Raw genomic sequence first — 19,671 nt, forward strand, 5'->3', positions numbered from 1 at the left:
CCTCGGTCCGTCCCGGACCGAGGCGTTCGATGCTGGGCAAGGCCTAGCCCCTGTATTCCCCCGCAAGCTGTTTCTTCTGTGCAGCAAATTGTTACTGAACGCCCCAATACGGCGCAAAGGCGGGTTCTGGTAACAGCGGCGCGCCTGACGAAAAACGCCAGCCCCCAAAAACCTGTCTAGCCAAAGCCCCGTGCCACAAGGGTTGCAGATTATTTCCGAGGTTTATCAGATTCCTCTCGATGGAGTTGGCCGCTTGATTGCATATGCTTGTATGTACAAGTAAATATGTGTGCGTAAGAGTCGATGGAATCCTCTTCGCACCTTGGACTCATCGCCGAGGAGTTTTTCCGTGACTGACAGCAAACCTACGAAATACCGGAACGTCGAAATTCGCGCTGCCCGTGGCAACAAGCTGACCGCCAAGAGCTGGCTGACCGAAGCGCCGCTGCGCATGCTGATGAACAACCTCGACCCGGAAGTTGCCGAGAACCCCAAGGAACTGGTGGTCTACGGCGGTATCGGCCGCGCTGCGCGCAACTGGGAGTGCTACGACAAAATCGTCGCCGCCCTGACCGAGCTGAATGACGACGAAACCCTGTTGGTGCAATCCGGCAAGCCGGTGGGCGTGTTCAAGACCCACAGCAACGCGCCGCGGGTGCTGATCGCCAACTCCAACCTGGTGCCGCACTGGGCCACCTGGGAACACTTCAACGAACTGGATGCCAAGGGCCTGGCCATGTACGGCCAGATGACCGCCGGCAGTTGGATCTACATCGGCAGCCAGGGCATCGTCCAGGGCACCTACGAGACCTTCGTCGAGGCCGGTCGCCAGCACTACAACGATGACCTCAAGGGCCGCTGGGTCCTGACCGCAGGCCTCGGCGGCATGGGTGGCGCCCAGCCACTGGCCGCGACCCTGGCCGGTGCCTGCTCGCTGAACATCGAGTGCCAACAGACCAGCATCGATTTCCGCCTCAAGACCCGCTATGTCGACGAGCAGGCCAAGGACCTGGACGACGCCCTGGCGCGCATCGCCAAATACACTGCCGAAGGCCGCGCGATCTCCATTGCCTTGTGCGGTAACGCCGCCGAGATTCTTCCGGAAATGGTCCGTCGCGGCGTGCGCCCGGACATGGTCACCGACCAGACCAGCGCCCACGACCCGCTCAACGGCTACCTGCCGGCCGGCTGGACCTGGGACCAGTACCGCGAGCGCGCCAAGACCGAGCCTGCGGCGGTGGTCAAGGCGGCCAAGCAATCGATGGCAGTGCACGTCAAGGCCATGCTCGACTTCCAGAAGCAGGGCATCCCGACCTTCGACTACGGCAACAACATCCGCCAGATGGCTCAAGAAGAAGGCGTCGAGAATGCCTTCGACTTCCCCGGTTTCGTCCCGGCCTATATTCGTCCGCTGTTCTGCCGCGGTATCGGTCCGTTCCGCTGGGCCGCACTGTCGGGTGACCCGCAGGACATCTACAAGACCGACGCCAAGGTCAAGGAACTGATCCCCGACGACGCCCACCTGCACAACTGGCTGGACATGGCGCGCGAGCGCATCAGTTTCCAGGGCCTGCCAGCACGTATCTGCTGGGTCGGCCTGGGCCTGCGCGCCAAGCTCGGCCTGGCGTTCAACGAAATGGTGCGCAGCGGCGAACTGTCGGCGCCGATCGTCATCGGCCGCGACCACCTGGACTCCGGTTCCGTGGCCAGTCCGAACCGTGAAACCGAATCCATGCAGGACGGTTCCGATGCCGTGTCCGACTGGCCATTGCTCAACGCCCTGTTGAACACCGCCAGCGGCGCGACCTGGGTTTCCCTGCACCACGGCGGCGGCGTCGGCATGGGCTTCTCCCAGCATTCGGGGATGGTCATCGTCTGCGACGGTACCGACGAAGCGGCCGAGCGCATCGCCCGGGTCCTGCACAACGATCCGGCCACCGGGGTCATGCGTCACGCCGACGCCGGTTATCAGATCGCTATCGATTGCGCCAAGGAACAGGGCCTGAACCTGCCGATGATCACCGGCCAATAACCACCCCCTCTCTGTAGGAGCCAGCTTGCTGGCGAAGCAAGCAGCGCGCTGCGTCAGACACAGCGCCGCGCGAGCAAGCTCGCTCCTACAGCTGACATCGTCTGCAGTGCCCATAGAGGTTCGACGTCCATGGCTTCATCGAATGATCGTGCAAGCAACAAACCGTTGATCGAAAGGCGTTCGATCGACTACATCCCGGAAGCGGAAAGACACGGTCGTCTGTTGAGCCAGTTCACCCTGTGGCTGGGTGCCAACCTGCAAATCACCGCGATTGTCACGGGTGCCCTGGCGGTGGTGTTGGGCGGTGATGTGTTCTGGTCGTTGATCGGCTTGCTGGTCGGTCAATTGCTGGGAGGCGGGGTCATGGCCCTGCATGCGGCCCAGGGCCCGCAGCTCGGGCTGCCGCAGATGATCTCCAGCCGCGTGCAGTTCGGCGTCTATGGCGCGGTGATTCCCCTGGTGCTGGTGTGCCTGATGTACGTCGGCTTTTCCGCCAGCGGTTCGTTGCTGGCCGGGCAGGCGGTGGCGCAACTGCTGCACGTTGAAGACTGGGTCGGCATCCTGCTGTTCGCCGGCTCGATCATGGTCTTCACCATCTTCGGCTACCGGGTGATCCACGGCATCGGCCGGATTGCCAGCGTGCTCGGCGTGGTGGCCTTCATCTATCTGTTCTACAAGCTGCTGGCAGGCAACGACATCGCGGCCCTGCTCGGCAACAAGCATTTTTCCCTCGCCAGCTTCCTGCTGGCGGTGTCGCTGTCGGCCTCCTGGCAGATCGCCTTCGGCCCCTATGTGGCGGACTACTCGCGTTACCTGCCGCGCAGCACCTCGGCGGCCAAGACCTTCTGGGCAGTGGGCCTGGGTTCGGTGATCGGCGCTCAGGCCTCGATGGTCTTCGGGGTGTTCGCCGCGGCCCTGGCCGGGTCGCAGTTCGCCCACCACGAGGTGTCGTTCATCGTCAGCCTCGGCGGTACCGGGATCGTTGCCGGCCTGCTGTATTTCGCCGTGGCCTTCGGCAAGGTCACGGTGACCACCCTGAACGCTTACGGCAGCTTCATGTCGATCGCCACCATCATCAGCGGCTTCCGTGGCAGCCGGCATATCGGCAGCGGCGTACGCCTGCTCTACATCTTCATCATGGTGTCGCTGGCCGCCACCCTGGCGCTGCTGGGCAAGGATTCGTTCCTCAAGGACTTCTCCGCCTTCATCCTGTTCCTGCTGGCGTTCTTCACGCCCTGGAGCGCGATCAACCTGGTGGACTTCTACTGCATCACCAAAGAGCGCTATGACATCCCGGCGCTGTCCAACCCGGACGGTCGCTACGGTCGCTGGAATGTCATGGGCATCAGTATCTATGTGTTCGGCGTGTTGATTCAGATGCCGTTCATTTCCACCCACTTCTACACCGGCCCCCTGGTGGCGAGCCTGGGAGATACCGACATCTCCTGGATCATCGGCCTGGTGGTGCCCGCGGCGTTGTACTACGTCTGCGCGAAGAAGTGGCATGGCGCGGTGCCCGAGCACCTGATCCTGCCGGTAGAGCAGGACGCGCCCATCGAACAAAAGCTGAGTGAGGCCGGCCGCGCAGCTGCGGTGTGAGTCTTGACGGGACGTGGACAGGGCTGGATGCCTCTTAACTGCCGTAAGCCAACTCATGATTAGGAGCGTCACACAATGAAAATGCATAAGACCCTGCTGACCACGTTGCTGTCCATGGGCCTGCTGGCCGCTTCCGGCGCCCAGGCCGCGGGCTGGTGCGAGTCGGGCAAGGCGGTGAAGTTCGCCGGCCTGAACTGGGAAAGCGGCATGCTGCTGACCGACGTGATGCAGGTGGTCCTGGAGAAGGGCTACGGCTGCAAGACTGACAGCCTGCCAGGCAACTCCATCACCATGGAGAACGCCCTGGGCAGCAATGACATCCAGGTCTTCGCCGAAGAGTGGGTGGGCCGCAGCGAGGTGTGGAACAAGGCCGAGAAGGCCGGCAAGGTGGTGGGTGTCGGCGCGCCAGTGGTGGGAGCCATCGAAGGGTGGTACGTGCCGCGCTATGTGATCGAGGGCGACGCCAAGCGCAAGCTCGAGGCCAAGGCCCCGGACCTGAAGAACATCGCTGACCTGGGCAAGTACGCCAGTGTCTTCAAGGATCAGGAAGAACCGACCAAGGGGCGCTTCTACAACTGCCCGGCGGGCTGGACCTGCGAGCTGGACAACAGCGAGATGCTCAAGAGCTACGGCCTGGAAAGCAGCTACACCAACTTCCGCCCGGGCACTGGCCCGGCCCTGGATGCGGCGGTGCTGTCGAGCTACAAGCGCGGCGAACCGATTCTCTTCTACTACTGGTCGCCGACCCCGCTGATGGGCCAGGTGGACCTGGTCAAGCTCGATGAAAAACCTGGCGTGGACAAGAGCGTGACGGTCAAGGTCGGTCTGTCGAAGACCTTCCATGACGAGGCCCCGGAGCTGGTGGCCGTGCTGGAGAAGGTCAACCTGCCGATCGACCTGCTGAACCAGAACCTGGCGCGCATGACCAAGGAGCGCATCGAGTCGCCGAAACTGGCGAAAGTGTTTCTCAAGGAACATCCTGAAGTCTGGCATGCCTGGGTCAGTGAAGAGGCGGCCAGGAAAATCGACGCGGCCTTGTAGGTGGAGCCTTCCCGGAGATCCCACGGGGTCTTCGGGAGCTGCGCCATCCTCCACCTGATCGAGAGTTTCTTATGTTTCCAGAAAGCTTCACCTTTTCCATCGCCGACTGGGTCAACGGCTGGGTCGACTCCCTGGTGACCAACTATGGCGACGTGTTCCGGCACATCTCCGACACCCTGCTGTGGGCCATCGTCAACCTCGAAGGCCTGCTGCGCATGGCGCCCTGGTGGCTGATGCTGGCGATTGTCGGCGGCATCGCCTGGCACTCGACGCGCAAGCTGCTGACCACCGCGGTGATTGTCGGCCTGCTGTTCCTGGTAGGGGCCGTCGGCCTGTGGGACAAGCTGATGCAGACCCTGGCGCTGATGCTGGTGGCCACGCTGATCTCGGTGCTGATCGGCATTCCCCTGGGGATCCTCTCGGCCCGCAGCAACCGCCTGCGTTCGGTGCTGATGCCGTTGCTGGACATCATGCAGACCATGCCCAGCTTCGTGTACCTGATCCCGGTGCTGATGCTGTTCGGCCTGGGCAAGGTGCCAGCGATCTTCGCCACCGTGATCTATGCCGCGCCGCCGTTGATCCGCCTGACCGACCTGGGCATTCGCCAGGTGGACGGCGAAGTGATGGAGGCGATCAACGCCTTCGGCGCCAACCGCTGGCAGCAACTGTTCGGCGTGCAACTGCCCCTGGCCCTGCCGAGCATCATGGCCGGGATCAACCAGACCACCATGATGGCCCTGTCGATGGTGGTGATCGCCTCGATGATCGGTGCCCGCGGCCTGGGCGAGGATGTGCTGGTGGGCATCCAGACCCTCAACGTCGGTCGTGGCCTGGAAGCCGGGCTGGCGATCGTGATTCTGGCGGTGGTGATCGACCGCATTACCCAGGCCTACGGTCGTCCACGCCATGAGGTGAGCAAATGAGCAGCCCAGCCGTCAGCAAGATCGAAGTGAAGAACGTCTTCAAGATTTTCGGCAGCCGTTCCGCCGACGCCCTGGCGATGATTGGCCAAGGCAAGGGCAAGGACCAGGTGCTGGCCGAAACCGGCTGCGTGGTCGGGGTCAATGACCTGTCCCTGAGCATCGGCACCGGTGAGATCTTCGTCATCATGGGCCTGTCCGGCTCCGGCAAGTCGACCCTGGTGCGCCACTTCAACCGCCTGATCGACCCCACCAGCGGGGCGATCCTGGTGGATGGCGAGGACATCCTGCAGTACGACATGGAAGCCCTGCGCCAATTCCGCCGGCACAAGATCAGCATGGTGTTCCAGAGCTTCGGCCTGCTGCCCCATCGCAACGTCCAGGACAACGTCGCCTATGGCCTCAAGGTGCGCGGCGAGAACAAGTCGCTGTGCGCCGAGCGCGCCCTGCACTGGATCAACACCGTGGGCCTCAAGGGGTACGAGAAGAAGTACCCGCACCAGCTGTCCGGCGGCATGCGCCAGCGGGTCGGCCTGGCCCGGGCCCTGGCCGCGGACACCGACATCATCCTCATGGACGAAGCCTTCAGCGCCCTCGACCCGCTGATCCGCGCGGAGATGCAGGACCAGTTGCTGGAACTGCAGAAGACCCTGCACAAGACCATCGTCTTCATCACCCACGACCTGGACGAGGCGGTGCGCATCGGCAACCGCATCGCGATCCTCAAGGACGGCCGCCTGATCCAGGTCGGCACGCCGAAGGAGATCCTCCACTCGCCGGCGGATGAGTACGTCGACCGCTTCGTCCAGCGCCGCGCCGCGACGGTGTAGGAGCCGGCTTGCCGGCGAATGCCCCACCACAGAGTTCACGATGAGGTTCCCGATGTCCCTGGCTGAAAAGATCGTAATCGCCGACGCCCCCCTGGGTTGGCAGGATGTTGCTGCCGTTGCCCGGCACGGCGCGCAGCTTGAGTTGACGGACTCGGCCTGGGCGCGGATCGACAACGCCCAGGCCATCGTCCGTCGGGTGGTCGACAGCGGCGAGCGCGCCTATGGCATCAGCACCGGCCTTGGAGCCTTGTGCAACGTCATGCTGACCGGCGAGCAACTGAGCCAGCTGTCGCGCAATACCCTGCTCAGCCACGCCTGTGGCGTGGGCCCGGCGCTGGCCGATGAGCAGACCCGGGCCATCCTCTGCGCCGCGATCATCAACTACAGCCATGGCAAGTCCGGCATTCACCGGCAAGTGGTCGAGGCCCTGCTGGCGTTGCTCAATCGCGGAATCACCCCGCAGGTGCCGTCCCAGGGTTCGGTGGGCTACCTGACCCACATGGCGCACATCGGTGTCGCCTTGCTCGGCATCGGCCTGGTCAGCTATCGCGGACGGGTGGTCTCGGCCGAAGTGGCGATGGCGGAGGAGGGGCTGCAACCCGTGCAGTTGGGGGCCAAGGATGGCCTGTGCCTGGTCAACGGCACGCCATGCATGACCGGCCTCGGTTGCCTGGCCCTGGCCGACGCCAGCCGCCTGCTGCAGTGGGCCGACGTGATCGGCGCCATGAGCTTCGAGGCCCTGCGCGGCCAGATCGCCGCCTTCGACCCCGAGATCATTGCCCTCAAGGCCCATCCCGGGATGCAGGTGGTGGGCCGCAACTTGCGGGTGCTGCTCGAAGGCAGTGAGGTGATTGCGTCCAGCCAGGGCATCCGTACCCAGGATGCCCTGAGCATCCGCTCGATTCCCCAGGTGCACGGCGCCGCTCGGGACCAGTTGGCCCATGCGGCGAAACAGCTGGAAACCGAGCTCAACGCCGCCACCGACAACCCGTTGCTGCTCGGCACGCCGGAGCAGTATCGGGTGGTTTCCCAGGCCAATCCCCACGGTCAGTCGGTGGCCCTGGCGGCGGATCTGCTGGCGATTGCCATGGCCGAGATCGGCTCCATTGCCGAGCGTCGCCTGGATCGCCTGATCAATCCTCATGTCAGCGGCTTGCCGGCGTTCCTGGTGGCCGAGCCCGGGGTCAACTCCGGGATGATGATCGTGCAGTACGTGGCCGCCTCGCTGTGCGCGCAGAACCGCCAGCTGGGGCAGCCGGCGGTGCTCGACAACTACGTGACCTCGGGCCTGCAGGAGGACCACCTGAGCCTGGGCACCAATGCCGCGCTGAAGCTGCACCAGGTGCTGGAGAACTGCACCCAGATCCTCGCCATCGAGTACCTGCTGGCAGCCCAGGCTTTTGAGTTTCTCAAGCAGCAACGCTTTGGAACGGGGACCGGGATTGCCTGGTGCCTGCTGCGCGAGCGGGTCCCGGCCTATGACCAGGATCGCTGGCTGGCGCCGGATATCTCCAGTGCGGCGTCGCTGCTCAAGGACCCGCAACTGCTGAACAAACGTTTTTCCAAGGTGCAATAAACGAATTTCCCCATAGCCAGCGTGCCAAGGCGTCACCCGCTCGATACAGCGCGTGACGACGGATAACGGAAGCTTCCGGAGCGACTGGCAGTTATTACAAAACTCTCAAAAGGAGCATGAATGTGACTGCGCTAAACCTGATTCCCGGCCAACTGACCCTGGCCCAACTGCGGGCCATCTATCAGCAGCCGCTGACCCTGACCCTGGATGGCAGCGCTTCGGCGCAGATTGACGCCAGCGTTGCCTGTGTCGAGCAGATCCTTGCCGAGAACCGCACGGCCTACGGGATCAACACCGGTTTTGGCCTGCTGGCTTCGACCCGCATCGCCAGTGCCGATCTGGAAAACCTCCAGCGCTCCCTGGTGCTGTCCCATGCCGCTGGCGTGGGCGAGCCGATCAGCGACGAGCTGGTACGCCTGATCATGGTGCTCAAGGTCAACAGCCTGAGCCGTGGCTTTTCCGGTATCCGCCGCCAGGTGATCGATGCCCTGATCGCCCTGATCAACGCCGAGGTCTATCCGCACATCCCGCTCAAGGGCTCGGTGGGGGCTTCCGGTGACCTGGCGCCACTGGCCCACATGTCCCTGGTGCTGCTGGGCGAGGGCAAGGCGCGCTACAAGGGCCAATGGCTGGAAGCGACCGCAGCCCTGGAAGTTGCCGGTCTCAAGCCCCTGACCCTGGCGGCCAAGGAAGGCCTGGCGCTGCTCAACGGCACCCAGGTTTCCACTGCCTTCGCCCTGCGCGGGTTGTTTGAAGGTGAAGACCTGTTCGCCGGCGCCCTGGTGTGCGGCGGCCTGACCGTGGAAGCGGTGCTCGGCTCGCGCTCGCCCTTCGACGCACGGATCCATGCCGCTCGCGGCCAGCGCGGCCAGATCGACACCGCTGCCGCCTACCGTGCGCTGCTGGGGGACAGCACCGAGGTTTCCGCGTCCCACCAGAACTGCGACAAGGTCCAGGACCCGTACTCCCTGCGTTGCCAGCCCCAGGTCATGGGTGCCTGCCTGACCCAGTTCCGCCAGGCCGCCGAAGTGCTGGTGGTGGAAGCCAACGCGGTCTCGGACAACCCGCTGGTGTTCGCCGCCGAAGGCGACGTGATTTCCGGTGGCAACTTCCACGCCGAGCCGGTGGCCATGGCCGCCGACAACATGGCCCTGGCCATCGCCGAGATCGGCTCCCTGAGCGAGCGTCGCATCTCGCTGATGATGGACAAGCACATGTCCCAGTTGCCGCCGTTCCTGGTGGCCAATGGCGGGGTCAACTCCGGCTTCATGATCGCCCAGGTGACTGCCGCGGCCCTGGCCAGCGAGAACAAGGCCCTGGCCCATCCGCATTCGGTGGACAGCATCCCGACCTCCGCCAACCAGGAAGACCACGTCTCCATGGCCCCGGCCGCCGGCAAACGCCTGTGGGAAATGGCCGAGAACACCCGCGGCGTGCTCGCTGTGGAATGGCTGGCGGCCTGTCAGGGCCTGGACCTGCGCGAAGGCCTGAAAACTTCGCCGGCCCTGGAAAAAGCCCGCGCTACCTTGCGCGAGAAGGCCGCGTACTACGAGAAAGACCGTTTCTTCGCGCCGGACATCAACGCCGCGAGCGAACTGCTGGCCTCGCGCTGCCTGAACGATCTGTTGCCTGCCCGGTTGTTGCCGAGCCTGTGATGGGCGGCGGCCGGCCTGTCACGCGGTGTTCGCTAGACAGGGACGGCCCGTGAGGGGGTGCGTTACCCGCAAGACAGAGCTGGAGCAGCTGCTCCAGTCACCCTGCGCAGCCGCGCAGGGTGGTCCTGTCCGATAACAATAAAAGGGACGAAGACATGCAATCGCAAGAGAAAGGCTTACGCCGGGGCCTGACCGCCCGCCACATACGTTTCATGGCTCTGGGGTCGGCGATCGGCACCGGGCTGTTCTATGGCTCCGCTTCGGCGATCCAGATGGCCGGTCCGGCGGTACTGCTGGCCTACCTGATCGGTGGCGCGGCCGTATTCATGGTGATGCGCGCCCTCGGAGAGATGGCGGTGCACAATCCGGTGTCCGGCTCGTTCGGCCACTACGCCAGCCAGTACCTGGGGCCGTTGCCGGGCTTCATCCTGGGCTGGACCTACGCTTTCGAGATGCTGATCGTCTGCCTGGCGGATGTCACGGCCTTCGGCATCTATATGGGCTTCTGGTTTCCCGAGGTGGCGCGCTGGGTCTGGGTGCTGGCCATCGTGCTGTTCATCGGCGGCCTGAACCTGTGCAACGTCAAGGTGTTCGGCGAGATGGAGTTCTGGCTGTCGCTGCTCAAGGTTGGCGCGATTGTCGCGATGATCCTCGGCGGCTTCGGCATCATGCTGTTCGGTATCGGCAGCGCTGCCAGCGAGCAGGCCACCGGCGCCAGCAACCTCTGGGCCCATGGCGGCTTCATGCCCAATGGCATCTCCGGGTTGATCGCTTCTTTCGCGGTGGTGATGTTCGCCTTCGGCGGTATCGAGATCATCGGTGTCACCGCCGGTGAGGCCCAGGATCCGAAGCGGGTCATTCCCAAGGCGATCAACGCGGTGCCGTTGCGCATCCTGTTGTTCTACGTGCTGACCCTGTTCGTGCTGATGTCGATTTTCCCCTGGCCGCAGATCGGCACCCAGGGCAGCCCCTTCGTGCAGATCTTTGACAGCCTGGGCATCAGCTCGGCGGCGACCATTCTCAATATCGTGGTGATCTCGGCGGCAGTATCGGCCATCAACAGCGATATTTTCGGTGCCGGGCGCATGATGTACGGCCTGGCCCAGCAAGGGCAGGCGCCCAAAGGTTTTGCCCAGGTGTCCAAGCACGGCGTGCCGTGGATGACCGTGGTGGTGATGGCGGCAACCCTGCTGATCGGCGTGGTGCTCAACTACCTGATCCCGGAAAACATCTTCCTGGTGATCGCCTCCCTGGCGACTTTCGCCACGGTCTGGGTGTGGCTGATGATTCTCCTGACCCATGTGGCCATGCGCCGCTCCATGACTGCCGAGCAAGTGGCCAAGCTGGAGTTCAAGGTACCGTTCTGGCCCTGGGCACCGGCAGCGGCCATCGCCTTCATGCTGTTCATCTTCGGTGTGCTGGGCTACTTCCCGAAAACCCAGGCGGCGTTGGCGGTGGGCGTGGTGTGGATTGTTTTGCTGGTGGTGGCCTATATGCTCTGGGTCAAGCCTTTGGCTGGCCAGGTGCAGCGGGTCAATGCCGATACTTCTTTACCTACTGATCATTAACGGAGGCCTTGGATGAAAACTCTTTGGCAACACTGCAACGTCGCCAGCATGGCCCAGGGTAGCTACTCGATCATCGAGGACGCGGCCATCGTGACGTCAGGGGCGCACATCGAGTGGATCGGCCGGCGCCAGCAGGCGCCGGTCGCCGATTACCACCAGGTCCAGGACCTGGCGGGCGCCTGGGTCACCCCGGGCCTGATCGATTGCCACACCCACACGGTATTTGGCGGCAACCGCAGCGGCGAGTTCGAACAGCGCCTGCAGGGCGTGAGCTACGCCGAGATCGCCGCCGCCGGTGGCGGTATTGCCAGCACCGTGCGGGCGACCCGCGCGGCCACTGAGGATGAGCTGTTCGCCAGTGCTCGCAAGCGCCTGCTGAGCCTGCTGCGCGATGGCGTCACCAGTGTCGAGATCAAGTCCGGCTACGGCCTGGACTTGGCCAGCGAGCGCAAGATCCTGCGGGTCATCCGTCGTCTCGGCGAGGCGCTGCCGGTCAGCGTGCGCGGTACCTGCCTGGCGGCCCATGCCCTGCCGCCGGAATACGCCGAGCGCGCCGATGACTACATCGAGCACATCTGCAGCGAGATGCTCCCGGCCCTGGTGGCCGAGGGGCTGGTGGACGCCGTGGATGCCTTCTGTGAGTACCTGGCGTTCTCCCCGGCCCAGGTGGAACGGGTGTTCATTGCCGCGCAAAAGCTCGGCCTGCCGGTCAAGCTGCATGCCGAGCAGCTGTCGTCCTTGCATGGCTCGAGCCTGGCGGCGCGCTACCATGCGCTGTCTGCCGATCACCTGGAGTTCATGACCGAGGATGACGCCATCGCCATGGCGGCTTCGGGCACCGTGGCGGTCTTGCTGCCCGGGGCCTTCTACTTCCTGCGGGAAACCCAGTTGCCGCCGATGGACGCCTTGCGCAAGCACGGGGTGAAGATCGCCGTGGCCAGCGACCTCAATCCTGGTACCTCGCCGGCCCTCTCGCTGCGACTGATGCTGAACATGGCCTGCACCTGCTTTCGCATGACCCCCGAGGAGGCCCTGGCCGGGGTTACCCTGCATGCGGCCCAGGCCCTGGGCATGGAAAACACCCATGGTTCGCTGGAGGTGGGCAAGGTGGCGGATTTCGTCGCCTGGCAGATCGATCGTCCCGCCGACCTGGCCTACTGGCTGGGGGGCGACCTGGAAAAACGCGTCGTGCGACACGGCGTTGAAGTGACTGTGTAGGAGAAGGGTTGTGGATAAGGTTCTGAATTTCAAACAAGGCCGGGTGCCGCTGCTGATCAGCATGCCCCACGCCGGTACGCGCCTGACCCCGGCGGTAGCCGCCGGGCTGGTGCCCCAGGCGCAGAGCCTGCCGGACACCGACTGGCACATTCCACGGCTGTACCAGTTTGCCCAGGAACTGGGAGCCAGCACCCTGGCGGCCGAGTATTCGCGTTTCGTCATCGACCTGAACCGCCCGTCCGATGACAAGCCCCTGTACGTGGGAGCCACCACGGGCCTGTACCCGGCCACCCTGTTCGACGGCGAACCCTTGTTCGTCGAAGGGCAGGCGCCGTCCAAGGAAGAGCGCGAGCAGTACCTGCACGAGGTGTGGGGGCCTTACCACCGCACCCTGCAGGAGGAGCTGGCGCGGCTCAAGGCCGAGTTCGGCTATGCCTTGCTGTTCGATGCCCACTCCATCCGCTCGCTGATCCCGCACCTGTTCGAGGGCAAGCTGCCGGACTTCAACCTCGGCACCTTCAATGGCGCCAGCTGCGATCCGCAACTGGCCAGCCGGCTGGAGGCGATCTGCGCCGGCCACAGCGACTACACCCATGTGCTCAACGGGCGCTTCAAGGGCGGGCATATCACCCGCCACTACGGCAACCCGGCCGAGCATGTCCATGCCGTGCAACTGGAGCTGGCACAGAGCGCCTATATGGAAGAGTTCGAACCGTTCCGCTATCGCGAGGACCTGGCAGCACCGACCCAGGTGGTGCTCAAGGAATTGCTCCAGGGGCTGCTGGCCTGGGGGCAGGAACGTTACGCCTGACAGCAAGCGCTCCTACCGCGGGTACACGCCTTTGTGTAGGAGCGAGCTTGCTCGCGAAGCGCCTTCGATCCCAGCGTAAACCTGCGAACAACCCTGTTTTCTCCAAGGACATGCTCATTGCGTCATTCGGGTTTATGATGCCGGACGGCAGAATAAATGAAGTCCCCACCAGGGATGAACCCGACCTCCACGGAGCGCGTAATGCAGACTTTGTACCCGCAGATCAAACCCTATGCCCGGCACGATCTGGCCGTCGACAAGCCCCACGTGCTGTATGTCGACGAAAGTGGTTCACCGGAAGGTTTGCCGGTGGTGTTCATTCATGGCGGTCCCGGCGCGGGCTGCGATGGTGCGAGTCGTTGCTACTTCGACCCCAACCTGTATCGCATCGTCACCTTCGACCAGCGCGGTTGCGGCCGTTCCACCCCCCACGCCAGCCTGGAAAACAACACCACCTGGGACCTGGTGGCCGACCTTGAGCGGATTCGCCAGCACCTGGGCATCGACAAGTGGGTGCTGTTTGGTGGTTCCTGGGGGTCGACCCTGGCCCTGGCCTATGCACAAACCCACCCGGATCGGGTCCTCGGCCTGATCGTGCGGGGCATCTTCCTGGCCCGGCCCCAGGAGATCCAGTGGTACTACCAGTGTGGCGCCAGCCGCCTGTTCCCCGACTACTGGCAGGACTACGTGGCGCCGATTCCCCTGGAAGAGCGGCATGACCTGGTCAGCGCCTTCCACAAGCGCCTGACCGGCACCGACCAGATCGCCCAGATGCATGCGGCCAAGGCCTGGTCGGGCTGGGAAGGGCGCACTGCGACCCTGCGCCCCAACCCGTTGGTGGTGGACCGTTTCTCCGAGCCGCAGCGGGCGCTGTCGATTGCCCGGATCGAATGCCATTACTTCACCAATAACGCCTTCCTCGAACCTGACCAGTTGATCCGCGACATGGGCAAGATCGCCCATTTGCCCGGAGTCATCGTCCACGGTCGCTACGATGTGATCTGCCCCCTGGACAACGCCTGGGAGCTACACCAGGCCTGGCCCAACAGCGAACTGCAGGTGATTCGCGACGCCGGTCACGCGGCGTCCGAGCCAGGCATCACCGATGCCCTGGTGCGCGCCACCGACCAGATGGCCCGGCGCCTGCTCGACCTGCCGCCTGAAGAAGCATGAAGGGCCTGTTGCAACGCGTGGCCGGCGCGCGAGTGGAAGTTGCCGGCGAGGTGGTCGGCGCGGTGGACCAGGGTTTGCTGGTGCTGGTGGCGGTAGAGCCCGGGGACACTCGGGCCAGCGCCGACAAACTCCTGCATAAGCTGCTTAACTATCGGGTGTTCAGTGACGCCGAGGGCAAGATGAACCTGTCCTTGGCCGATGTGCAGGGCGGATTGCTGCTGGTGTCGCAATTCACCTTGGCGGCGGACACCAAAAGCGGCCTGCGGCCGAGCTTTTCCACGGCCGCGCCACCGGCCCTTGGCGAAGAGCTTTTCGACTATCTGGTCGCCAAGGCGCAACAGTTACATGGCAAAGTGGCATCAGGGCGTTTTGGTGCTGACATGCAGGTGCACCTGGTCAATGATGGCCCGGTAACCTTCCTGTTACAGGCCTGAAAGCGTCTGAAACATCTTTTTCCGCTGTTTTACCGTGGAAACAGCTGTTTTTCGCGATAAATACTTTGTTACCCCTGATGCGTTGTAACGCGGGCTACTAGATAATCGCGCGCTACGGGGATCAGCGTTCGTTGGCCCATTTTGACTTAAGTAGAGACTTGTCCACGGCCGCTTGGGGAATCATTTAGCCCCATCGGAGTCGGAACAATGCTCGCCAACCTGGCATATAGATAGCTGGCCGTTGGTTTTTTGATCTGTTTTCGGCGAGGGTTGCTCGTGATTGTTAGTCCCTGTAATGCACCAAACTTGTTTGCCAAACGGTTACGAAACGCACTGGTGACGGGCTCTGCGCTGGCCTGCCTGTTCGGTGCTGGCCAACTCATGGCATTCAACCTGGATGACGTGTCGGCCAAAGCCAAGGAACTGGCCGGGCAGAAATACGAGGCTCCGCGCAGTAACCTGCCGAACGAGTTCCGTGAGATGAAGTTCGCGGATTACCAGAAAATTCGCTTCCTCACCGAAAAAGCCGAATGGGCCGATCAGAAAACCCCGTTCAAGCTGTCGTTCTATCACCAGGGCATGCACTTCGACACGCCGGTGAAGATCAACGAGATCAGCGCCAACACCGTTACCGAGATCAAGTACGACCCCAACCGTTTCGATTTCGGCGACGTGAAGTTCGATCCCAAGGCCACCGAGAAACTCGGCTACGCCGGTTTCCGGGTGCTGTACCCGATCAACAAGGCCGACAAGCAAGACGAGATCATGACCATGCTCGGCGCGAGCTATTTCCGCGTCGTCGGCAAGGGCCACACCTATGGTCTGTCCGCCCGTGGCCTGGCGATCGATACCGCCTTGCCGTCCGGTGAAGAGTTCCCGCGCTTCAGCGAGTTCTGGATCCAGCAACCCAAGCCGACCGACAAGCACCTGGTGATCTATGCCCTGCTGGATTCGCCGCGCGCCAGTGGCGCCTATCGCCTGACCCTGCGCCCGGGCGCCGACACCATCGTCGACGTCAAGGCCCGGGTGTTCCTGCGTGACAATGTCGGCAAGCTGGGCCTGGCCCCGCTGACCAGCATGTACCTGTTCGGTGCCAACCAGCCGTCGAAAGTCCTCAACTACCGTCGCGAGCTGCACGACTCCAGCGGCCTGTCGATCCATGCCGGCAATGGCGAGTGGATCTGGCGTCCGCTGAACAACCCGAAACACCTGGCCGTGAGCAACTTCTCGGTGGAGAACCCGCGCGGCTTCGGCCTGCTGCAACGTGGCCGCGACTTCAGCCACTATGAAGACCTCGACGATCGCTACGACAAGCGCCCAAGCGCCTGGATCGAGCCCAAGGGCGACTGGGGCAAGGGCACCGTCGACCTGGTGGAAATCCCGACGGCAGACGAAACCAACGACAACATCGTGGCGTTCTGGAACCCGGAAAAACAACCTGAGCCAGGCAAGCCGCTGGACTTCGCCTACCGTCTGCACTGGACCATCGACGAAGCCGCCCTGCATTCCCCTGACAGCGCCTGGGTACAACAGACCCTGCGCTCCACCGGCGACGTCAAGCAGTCCAACCTGATTCGCCAGCCTGATGGCAGCGTGGCCTACCTGGTGGACTTCGAAGGTCCGTCCCTGGCGGCATTGCCGGAGAACGCCGACGTTCGCAGCCAGGTCAGCGTCGGCGACAACGCCGAGCTGGTGGAAAACAGCGTTCGCCACAACCCGGAAACCAAGGGCTGGCGCCTGACCCTGCGGATGAAGATCAAGGACGCGAGCAAGTCCACCGAGATGCGCGCTGCCCTGGTCCGTGATATTCCGCAACCCGAGCCGGCCAAGGCCTCGACGCCCAACTCCAATTCTTCCATTGCCAAGGCCGACAAGCTCGCCGCCAAGCAGCAGGAGAAGAAAGACAAGGAAGCCGCCGCGGCCGCTGCCAAGCAGGCGCAAGCCAAGCCGGCCCAAGAGGCTAAAGACGCCAAGAACGCCAAGGACAAGGACCACAAAGACGCCAAGCAGCCAGCGGCTGCAGAAGCGGCCCCAGCCACACCGGAACCGGTTAAAACTGAACAAGTCCTGACCGAGACCTGGAGCTACCAGTTGCCTGCCGATGAGTAACTCTCAACTACAGCCAGCGTCTCTTGCCGAGTACCTGGCGCACCTGCCGATGTCGGATGAGCAGCGCGCGGAACTCGCGGGCTGCCAGTCCTTCAGCGAACTGCACCAACGCTTGTCGTCATCGACCTTCGATGGCCCCACCGACGCCGCCCAGGCCTCGGTGGGCCCGCGCCTGAGCCTGAGCACCGCCGCTGAACTTGAAGACGCGGAAATGCTCGCGGTCGACGCTGAAGGCCGGGTCTGCCTCAAGGCCACGCCGCCGATCCGCCGGACCAAGGTGGTCCCGGAGCCGTGGCGCACCAATATCCTGGTGCGTGGCTGGCGGCGCCTGACCGGGCGCACCAATCCACCGGCACCGAAGAAGGACGAACGCGTGCTGCCGGCGGCCCGCTGGCGCACCGTGGGTTCGATCCGCCGCTATATCCTGCTGGTGCTGATGCTCGGCCAGACCATCGTCGCCGGCTGGTACATGAAAGGCATCATGCCGTACCAGGGCTGGTCCTTCGTCGACCTGGAAGAGGTCATGCACCAGCCGCTGATGCAGACCGCCCAGCAAGTGCTGCCTTATGCCCTGCAGACCAGCATCCTGATTCTGTTCGGGATCCTGTTCTGCTGGGTGTCCGCTGGTTTCTGGACCGCGTTGATGGGTTTCCTGGAACTGCTCACCGGCCATGACAAGTACCGGATTTCCGGTGCCAGTGCCGGCAACGAGCCGATTCCCAAGGACGCTCGTACCGCGCTGGTGATGCCGATCTGCAACGAAGACGTGCCCCGGGTGTTTGCCGGCCTGCGTGCGACCTTCGAGTCGGTGGCGGCCACCGGTGACCTGGACCGTTTCGATTTCTTCGTCCTCAGCGACAGTAACGACAGCGATATCTGCGTGGCCGAACAGCAGGCCTGGCTGGACGTCTGCCGGGAAGCCAAGGGCTTCGGCAAGATCTTCTACCGCCGCCGTCGCCGTCGGGTGAAGCGCAAGAGCGGCAACCTCGACGACTTCTGCCGCCGCTGGGGCGGCGACTACAAGTACATGGTGGTGCTCGACGCCGACAGCGTGATGAGCGGCGAATGCCTGACCAGCCTGGTGCGCCTGATGGAGGCCACGCCGGATGCGGGGATCATCCAGACCGCGCCCCGGGCTTCAGGCATGGACACCCTGTATGCGCGCATGCAGCAGTTCGCCACCCGGGTCTACGGCCCGCTGTTCACCGCCGGCCTGCACTTCTGGCAGTTGGGTGAATCCCACTACTGGGGCCACAACGCGATCATTCGCATGCAGCCGTTCATCGAGCACTGCGCCCTGGCGCCGTTGCCCGGTAAAGGTGCCTTCGCCGGTGCGATCCTCTCTCACGACTTCGTCGAAGCCGCGCTGATGCGCCGTGCCGGCTGGGGCGTGTGGATTGCCTACGACCTGCCGGGCAGCTACGAAGAACTGCCGCCGAACCTGCTGGACGAGCTCAAGCGTGACCGGCGCTGGTGCCACGGCAACCTGATGAACTTCCGCCTGTTCCTGGTCAAGGGCATGCACCCGGTGCACCGTGCGGTGTTCCTCACCGGGGTGATGTCCTACCTCTCGGCGCCGCTGTGGTTCTTCTTCCTGGTGCTGTCCACTGCATTGCTGGCGGTCAACACCCTGATGGAGCCGCAGTACTTCCTCGAGCCGCGGCAGCTGTATCCGCTGTGGCCGCAGTGGCACCCGGACAAGGCCATCGCCCTGTTCTCCACCACTATCGTGCTGCTGTTCCTGCCCAAGCTGTTGAGCATCATCCTGATCTGGGCCAAGGGCGCGAAAGAGTTCGGCGGCAAGTTCAAGGTGACCCTGTCGATGCTCCTGGAGATGCTGTTCTCCATGTTGCTGGCGCCGGTGCGGATGATCTTCCACACCCGTTTCGTACTGGCCGCGTTCCTCGGCTGGGCTGCGACCTGGAATTCGCCGCAGCGTGACGACGACTCCACGCCGTGGAGCGAAGCGGTGCGCCGCCACGGTCCGCAGACCTTGCTGGGCTTCTGCTGGGCGCTGCTGGTGATCTGGCTGAACCCGAGCTTCCTCTGGTGGCTGGTGCCGATCGTCGGTTCGTTGATGCTGTCGATCCCGGTCTCGGTGATCTCCAGCCGGGTGGGCCTGGGCCTGAAGTCCCGTGATGAAAGCCTGTTCCTGATCCCCGAGGAATACGCTCCGCCCCAGGCGCTGCTGGCCACCGACCAGTACACCCACGAAAACCGCTGGCATGCGCTCAACGACGGCTTTGTCCGGGCCGTGGTCGACCCGCAGCAGAACGCCCTGGCCTGTGCCCTGGCGACCTCCCGCCATACCCAGGCCGAGCCGATCGAATGGCTGCGCCAGGAGCGGGTGCGCCATGCCCTTAAAGTCGGCCCACAGGCCTTGAACAACAGCGAGCGCCTGGCGCTGTTGAGCGATCCGGTGGCCTTGGGGCGCCTGCACCAGCAAGTCTGGAGCGAAGGCCACAGCGATTGGCTGAGTGCCTGGCGCCAGTCGGTGGATGCCGATCCCCATGCGCCGCTGCTGCCGTTGCAGCCGCTGAACACGGCGCCGCAACCGGCTTGAAGCCAACGCCCTTGAGCTCCCACTCAAGGGCGTTTTGCTGTGTGCGACCAATAGTCCCCCATCCCCCTCTGTAACAACAAAAATCCTTGTGCAAATGGCCGAGTGCGTTAGCATCGCACCCGCAAATTTCTGTGCGTGATCG

14 protein-coding genes are annotated in these 19,671 nt (G+C 63.7%); all 14 read left to right on the forward strand.

The window, feature by feature from the left end; genetic code table 11:
- The first annotated feature begins 349 nt into the window (after positions 1-349).
- Positions 350-2,032: a urocanate hydratase gene (gene hutU, locus U873_RS0121830; RefSeq protein WP_025130255.1), complete on the forward strand. Its 1,683-nt coding sequence runs from the start codon at positions 350-352 to the stop codon at positions 2,030-2,032.
- A gap of 129 nt (positions 2,033-2,161) precedes the next feature.
- Positions 2,162-3,631: a cytosine permease gene (locus U873_RS0121835; RefSeq protein WP_025130256.1), complete on the forward strand. Its 1,470-nt coding sequence runs from the start codon at positions 2,162-2,164 to the stop codon at positions 3,629-3,631.
- Between the two features lie 75 nt (positions 3,632-3,706).
- The gene (locus tag U873_RS0121840) at positions 3,707-4,672 is read left to right on the forward strand and encodes an ABC transporter substrate-binding protein (RefSeq protein WP_025130257.1); all 966 of its coding nucleotides are present in this window, start codon (positions 3,707-3,709) and stop codon (positions 4,670-4,672) included.
- A 71-nt stretch (positions 4,673-4,743) separates the two neighbouring features.
- Positions 4,744-5,595 (forward strand): proline/glycine betaine ABC transporter permease, encoded by an 852-nt coding sequence (locus tag U873_RS0121845; RefSeq protein WP_025130258.1) that lies wholly within the window; start codon positions 4,744-4,746, stop codon positions 5,593-5,595.
- Complete coding sequence (locus tag U873_RS0121850; protein ID WP_051586104.1) at positions 5,592-6,422, forward strand: glycine betaine/L-proline ABC transporter ATP-binding protein; 831 nt, start codon at positions 5,592-5,594, stop codon at positions 6,420-6,422. Before U873_RS0121845 ends, U873_RS0121850 begins: the two co-directional genes overlap by 4 nt.
- A 52-nt stretch (positions 6,423-6,474) precedes the next feature.
- Positions 6,475-7,998 (forward strand): histidine ammonia-lyase, encoded by a 1,524-nt coding sequence (gene hutH / locus U873_RS0121855; RefSeq protein WP_025130259.1) that lies wholly within the window; start codon positions 6,475-6,477, stop codon positions 7,996-7,998.
- Positions 7,999-8,114: 116 nt separating this feature from the next.
- Entirely contained in the window at positions 8,115-9,653 is a 1,539-nt protein-coding gene (gene hutH / locus U873_RS0121860; protein WP_029978558.1) for a histidine ammonia-lyase, read from the forward strand.
- A gap of 155 nt (positions 9,654-9,808) precedes the next feature.
- On the forward strand, positions 9,809-11,221 hold the full coding sequence (locus U873_RS0121865) for an amino acid permease (RefSeq protein ID WP_025130261.1): 1,413 nt from the start codon (positions 9,809-9,811) through the stop codon (positions 11,219-11,221).
- A gap of 12 nt (positions 11,222-11,233) precedes the next feature.
- Complete coding sequence (gene hutI, locus U873_RS0121870; protein ID WP_025130262.1) at positions 11,234-12,439, forward strand: imidazolonepropionase; 1,206 nt, start codon at positions 11,234-11,236, stop codon at positions 12,437-12,439.
- A 10-nt stretch (positions 12,440-12,449) separates the two neighbouring features.
- A complete protein-coding gene (gene hutG / locus U873_RS0121875; RefSeq protein ID WP_025130263.1) occupies positions 12,450-13,250 on the forward strand; it encodes an N-formylglutamate deformylase in 801 nt (266 codons plus the stop codon).
- Between the two features lie 201 nt (positions 13,251-13,451).
- Positions 13,452-14,423 (forward strand): prolyl aminopeptidase, encoded by a 972-nt coding sequence (gene pip, locus U873_RS0121880; RefSeq protein WP_025130264.1) that lies wholly within the window; start codon positions 13,452-13,454, stop codon positions 14,421-14,423.
- On the forward strand, positions 14,420-14,857 hold the full coding sequence (dtd, locus tag U873_RS0121885) for a D-aminoacyl-tRNA deacylase (protein WP_025130265.1): 438 nt from the start codon (positions 14,420-14,422) through the stop codon (positions 14,855-14,857). Before pip ends, dtd begins: the two co-directional genes overlap by 4 nt.
- 276 nt (positions 14,858-15,133) lie before the next feature.
- A complete protein-coding gene (locus U873_RS0121890) occupies positions 15,134-16,966 on the forward strand; it encodes a glucan biosynthesis protein G (RefSeq protein ID WP_025130266.1) in 1,833 nt (610 codons plus the stop codon).
- Positions 16,959-19,529, forward strand: a complete 2,571-nt coding sequence (mdoH, locus tag U873_RS0121895) for a glucans biosynthesis glucosyltransferase MdoH (RefSeq protein WP_025130267.1) — start codon at positions 16,959-16,961, stop codon at positions 19,527-19,529. The genes U873_RS0121890 and mdoH overlap by 8 nt, the downstream gene beginning before the upstream one ends.
- The last annotated feature ends 142 nt before the right edge of the window (positions 19,530-19,671 follow it).

This window comes from Pseudomonas sp. PH1b (genome assembly GCF_000633395.1).
Lineage (GTDB): Bacteria > Pseudomonadota > Gammaproteobacteria > Pseudomonadales > Pseudomonadaceae > Aquipseudomonas.

What these genes read in the sequence shown, in the direction of transcription:
- U873_RS0121835 (WP_025130256.1), top strand. Translation starts at nt 2,162, where the DNA reads ATGGCTTCATCGAATGATCGTGCAAGCAACAAACCGTTGATCGAAAGG.
- U873_RS0121840 (WP_025130257.1), top strand. Translation starts at nt 3,707, where the DNA reads ATGAAAATGCATAAGACCCTGCTGACCACGTTGCTGTCCATGGGCCTG.
- U873_RS0121845 (WP_025130258.1), top strand. Translation starts at nt 4,744, where the DNA reads ATGTTTCCAGAAAGCTTCACCTTTTCCATCGCCGACTGGGTCAACGGC.
- U873_RS0121850 (WP_051586104.1), top strand. Translation starts at nt 5,592, where the DNA reads ATGAGCAGCCCAGCCGTCAGCAAGATCGAAGTGAAGAACGTCTTCAAG.
- hutH (WP_025130259.1), top strand. Translation starts at nt 6,475, where the DNA reads ATGTCCCTGGCTGAAAAGATCGTAATCGCCGACGCCCCCCTGGGTTGG.
- hutH (WP_029978558.1), top strand. Translation starts at nt 8,115, where the DNA reads ATGAATGTGACTGCGCTAAACCTGATTCCCGGCCAACTGACCCTGGCC.
- U873_RS0121865 (WP_025130261.1), top strand. Translation starts at nt 9,809, where the DNA reads ATGCAATCGCAAGAGAAAGGCTTACGCCGGGGCCTGACCGCCCGCCAC.
- hutI (WP_025130262.1), top strand. Translation starts at nt 11,234, where the DNA reads ATGAAAACTCTTTGGCAACACTGCAACGTCGCCAGCATGGCCCAGGGT.
- pip (WP_025130264.1), top strand. Translation starts at nt 13,452, where the DNA reads ATGCAGACTTTGTACCCGCAGATCAAACCCTATGCCCGGCACGATCTG.
- dtd (WP_025130265.1), top strand. Translation starts at nt 14,420, where the DNA reads ATGAAGGGCCTGTTGCAACGCGTGGCCGGCGCGCGAGTGGAAGTTGCC.
- mdoH (WP_025130267.1), top strand. Translation starts at nt 16,959, where the DNA reads ATGAGTAACTCTCAACTACAGCCAGCGTCTCTTGCCGAGTACCTGGCG.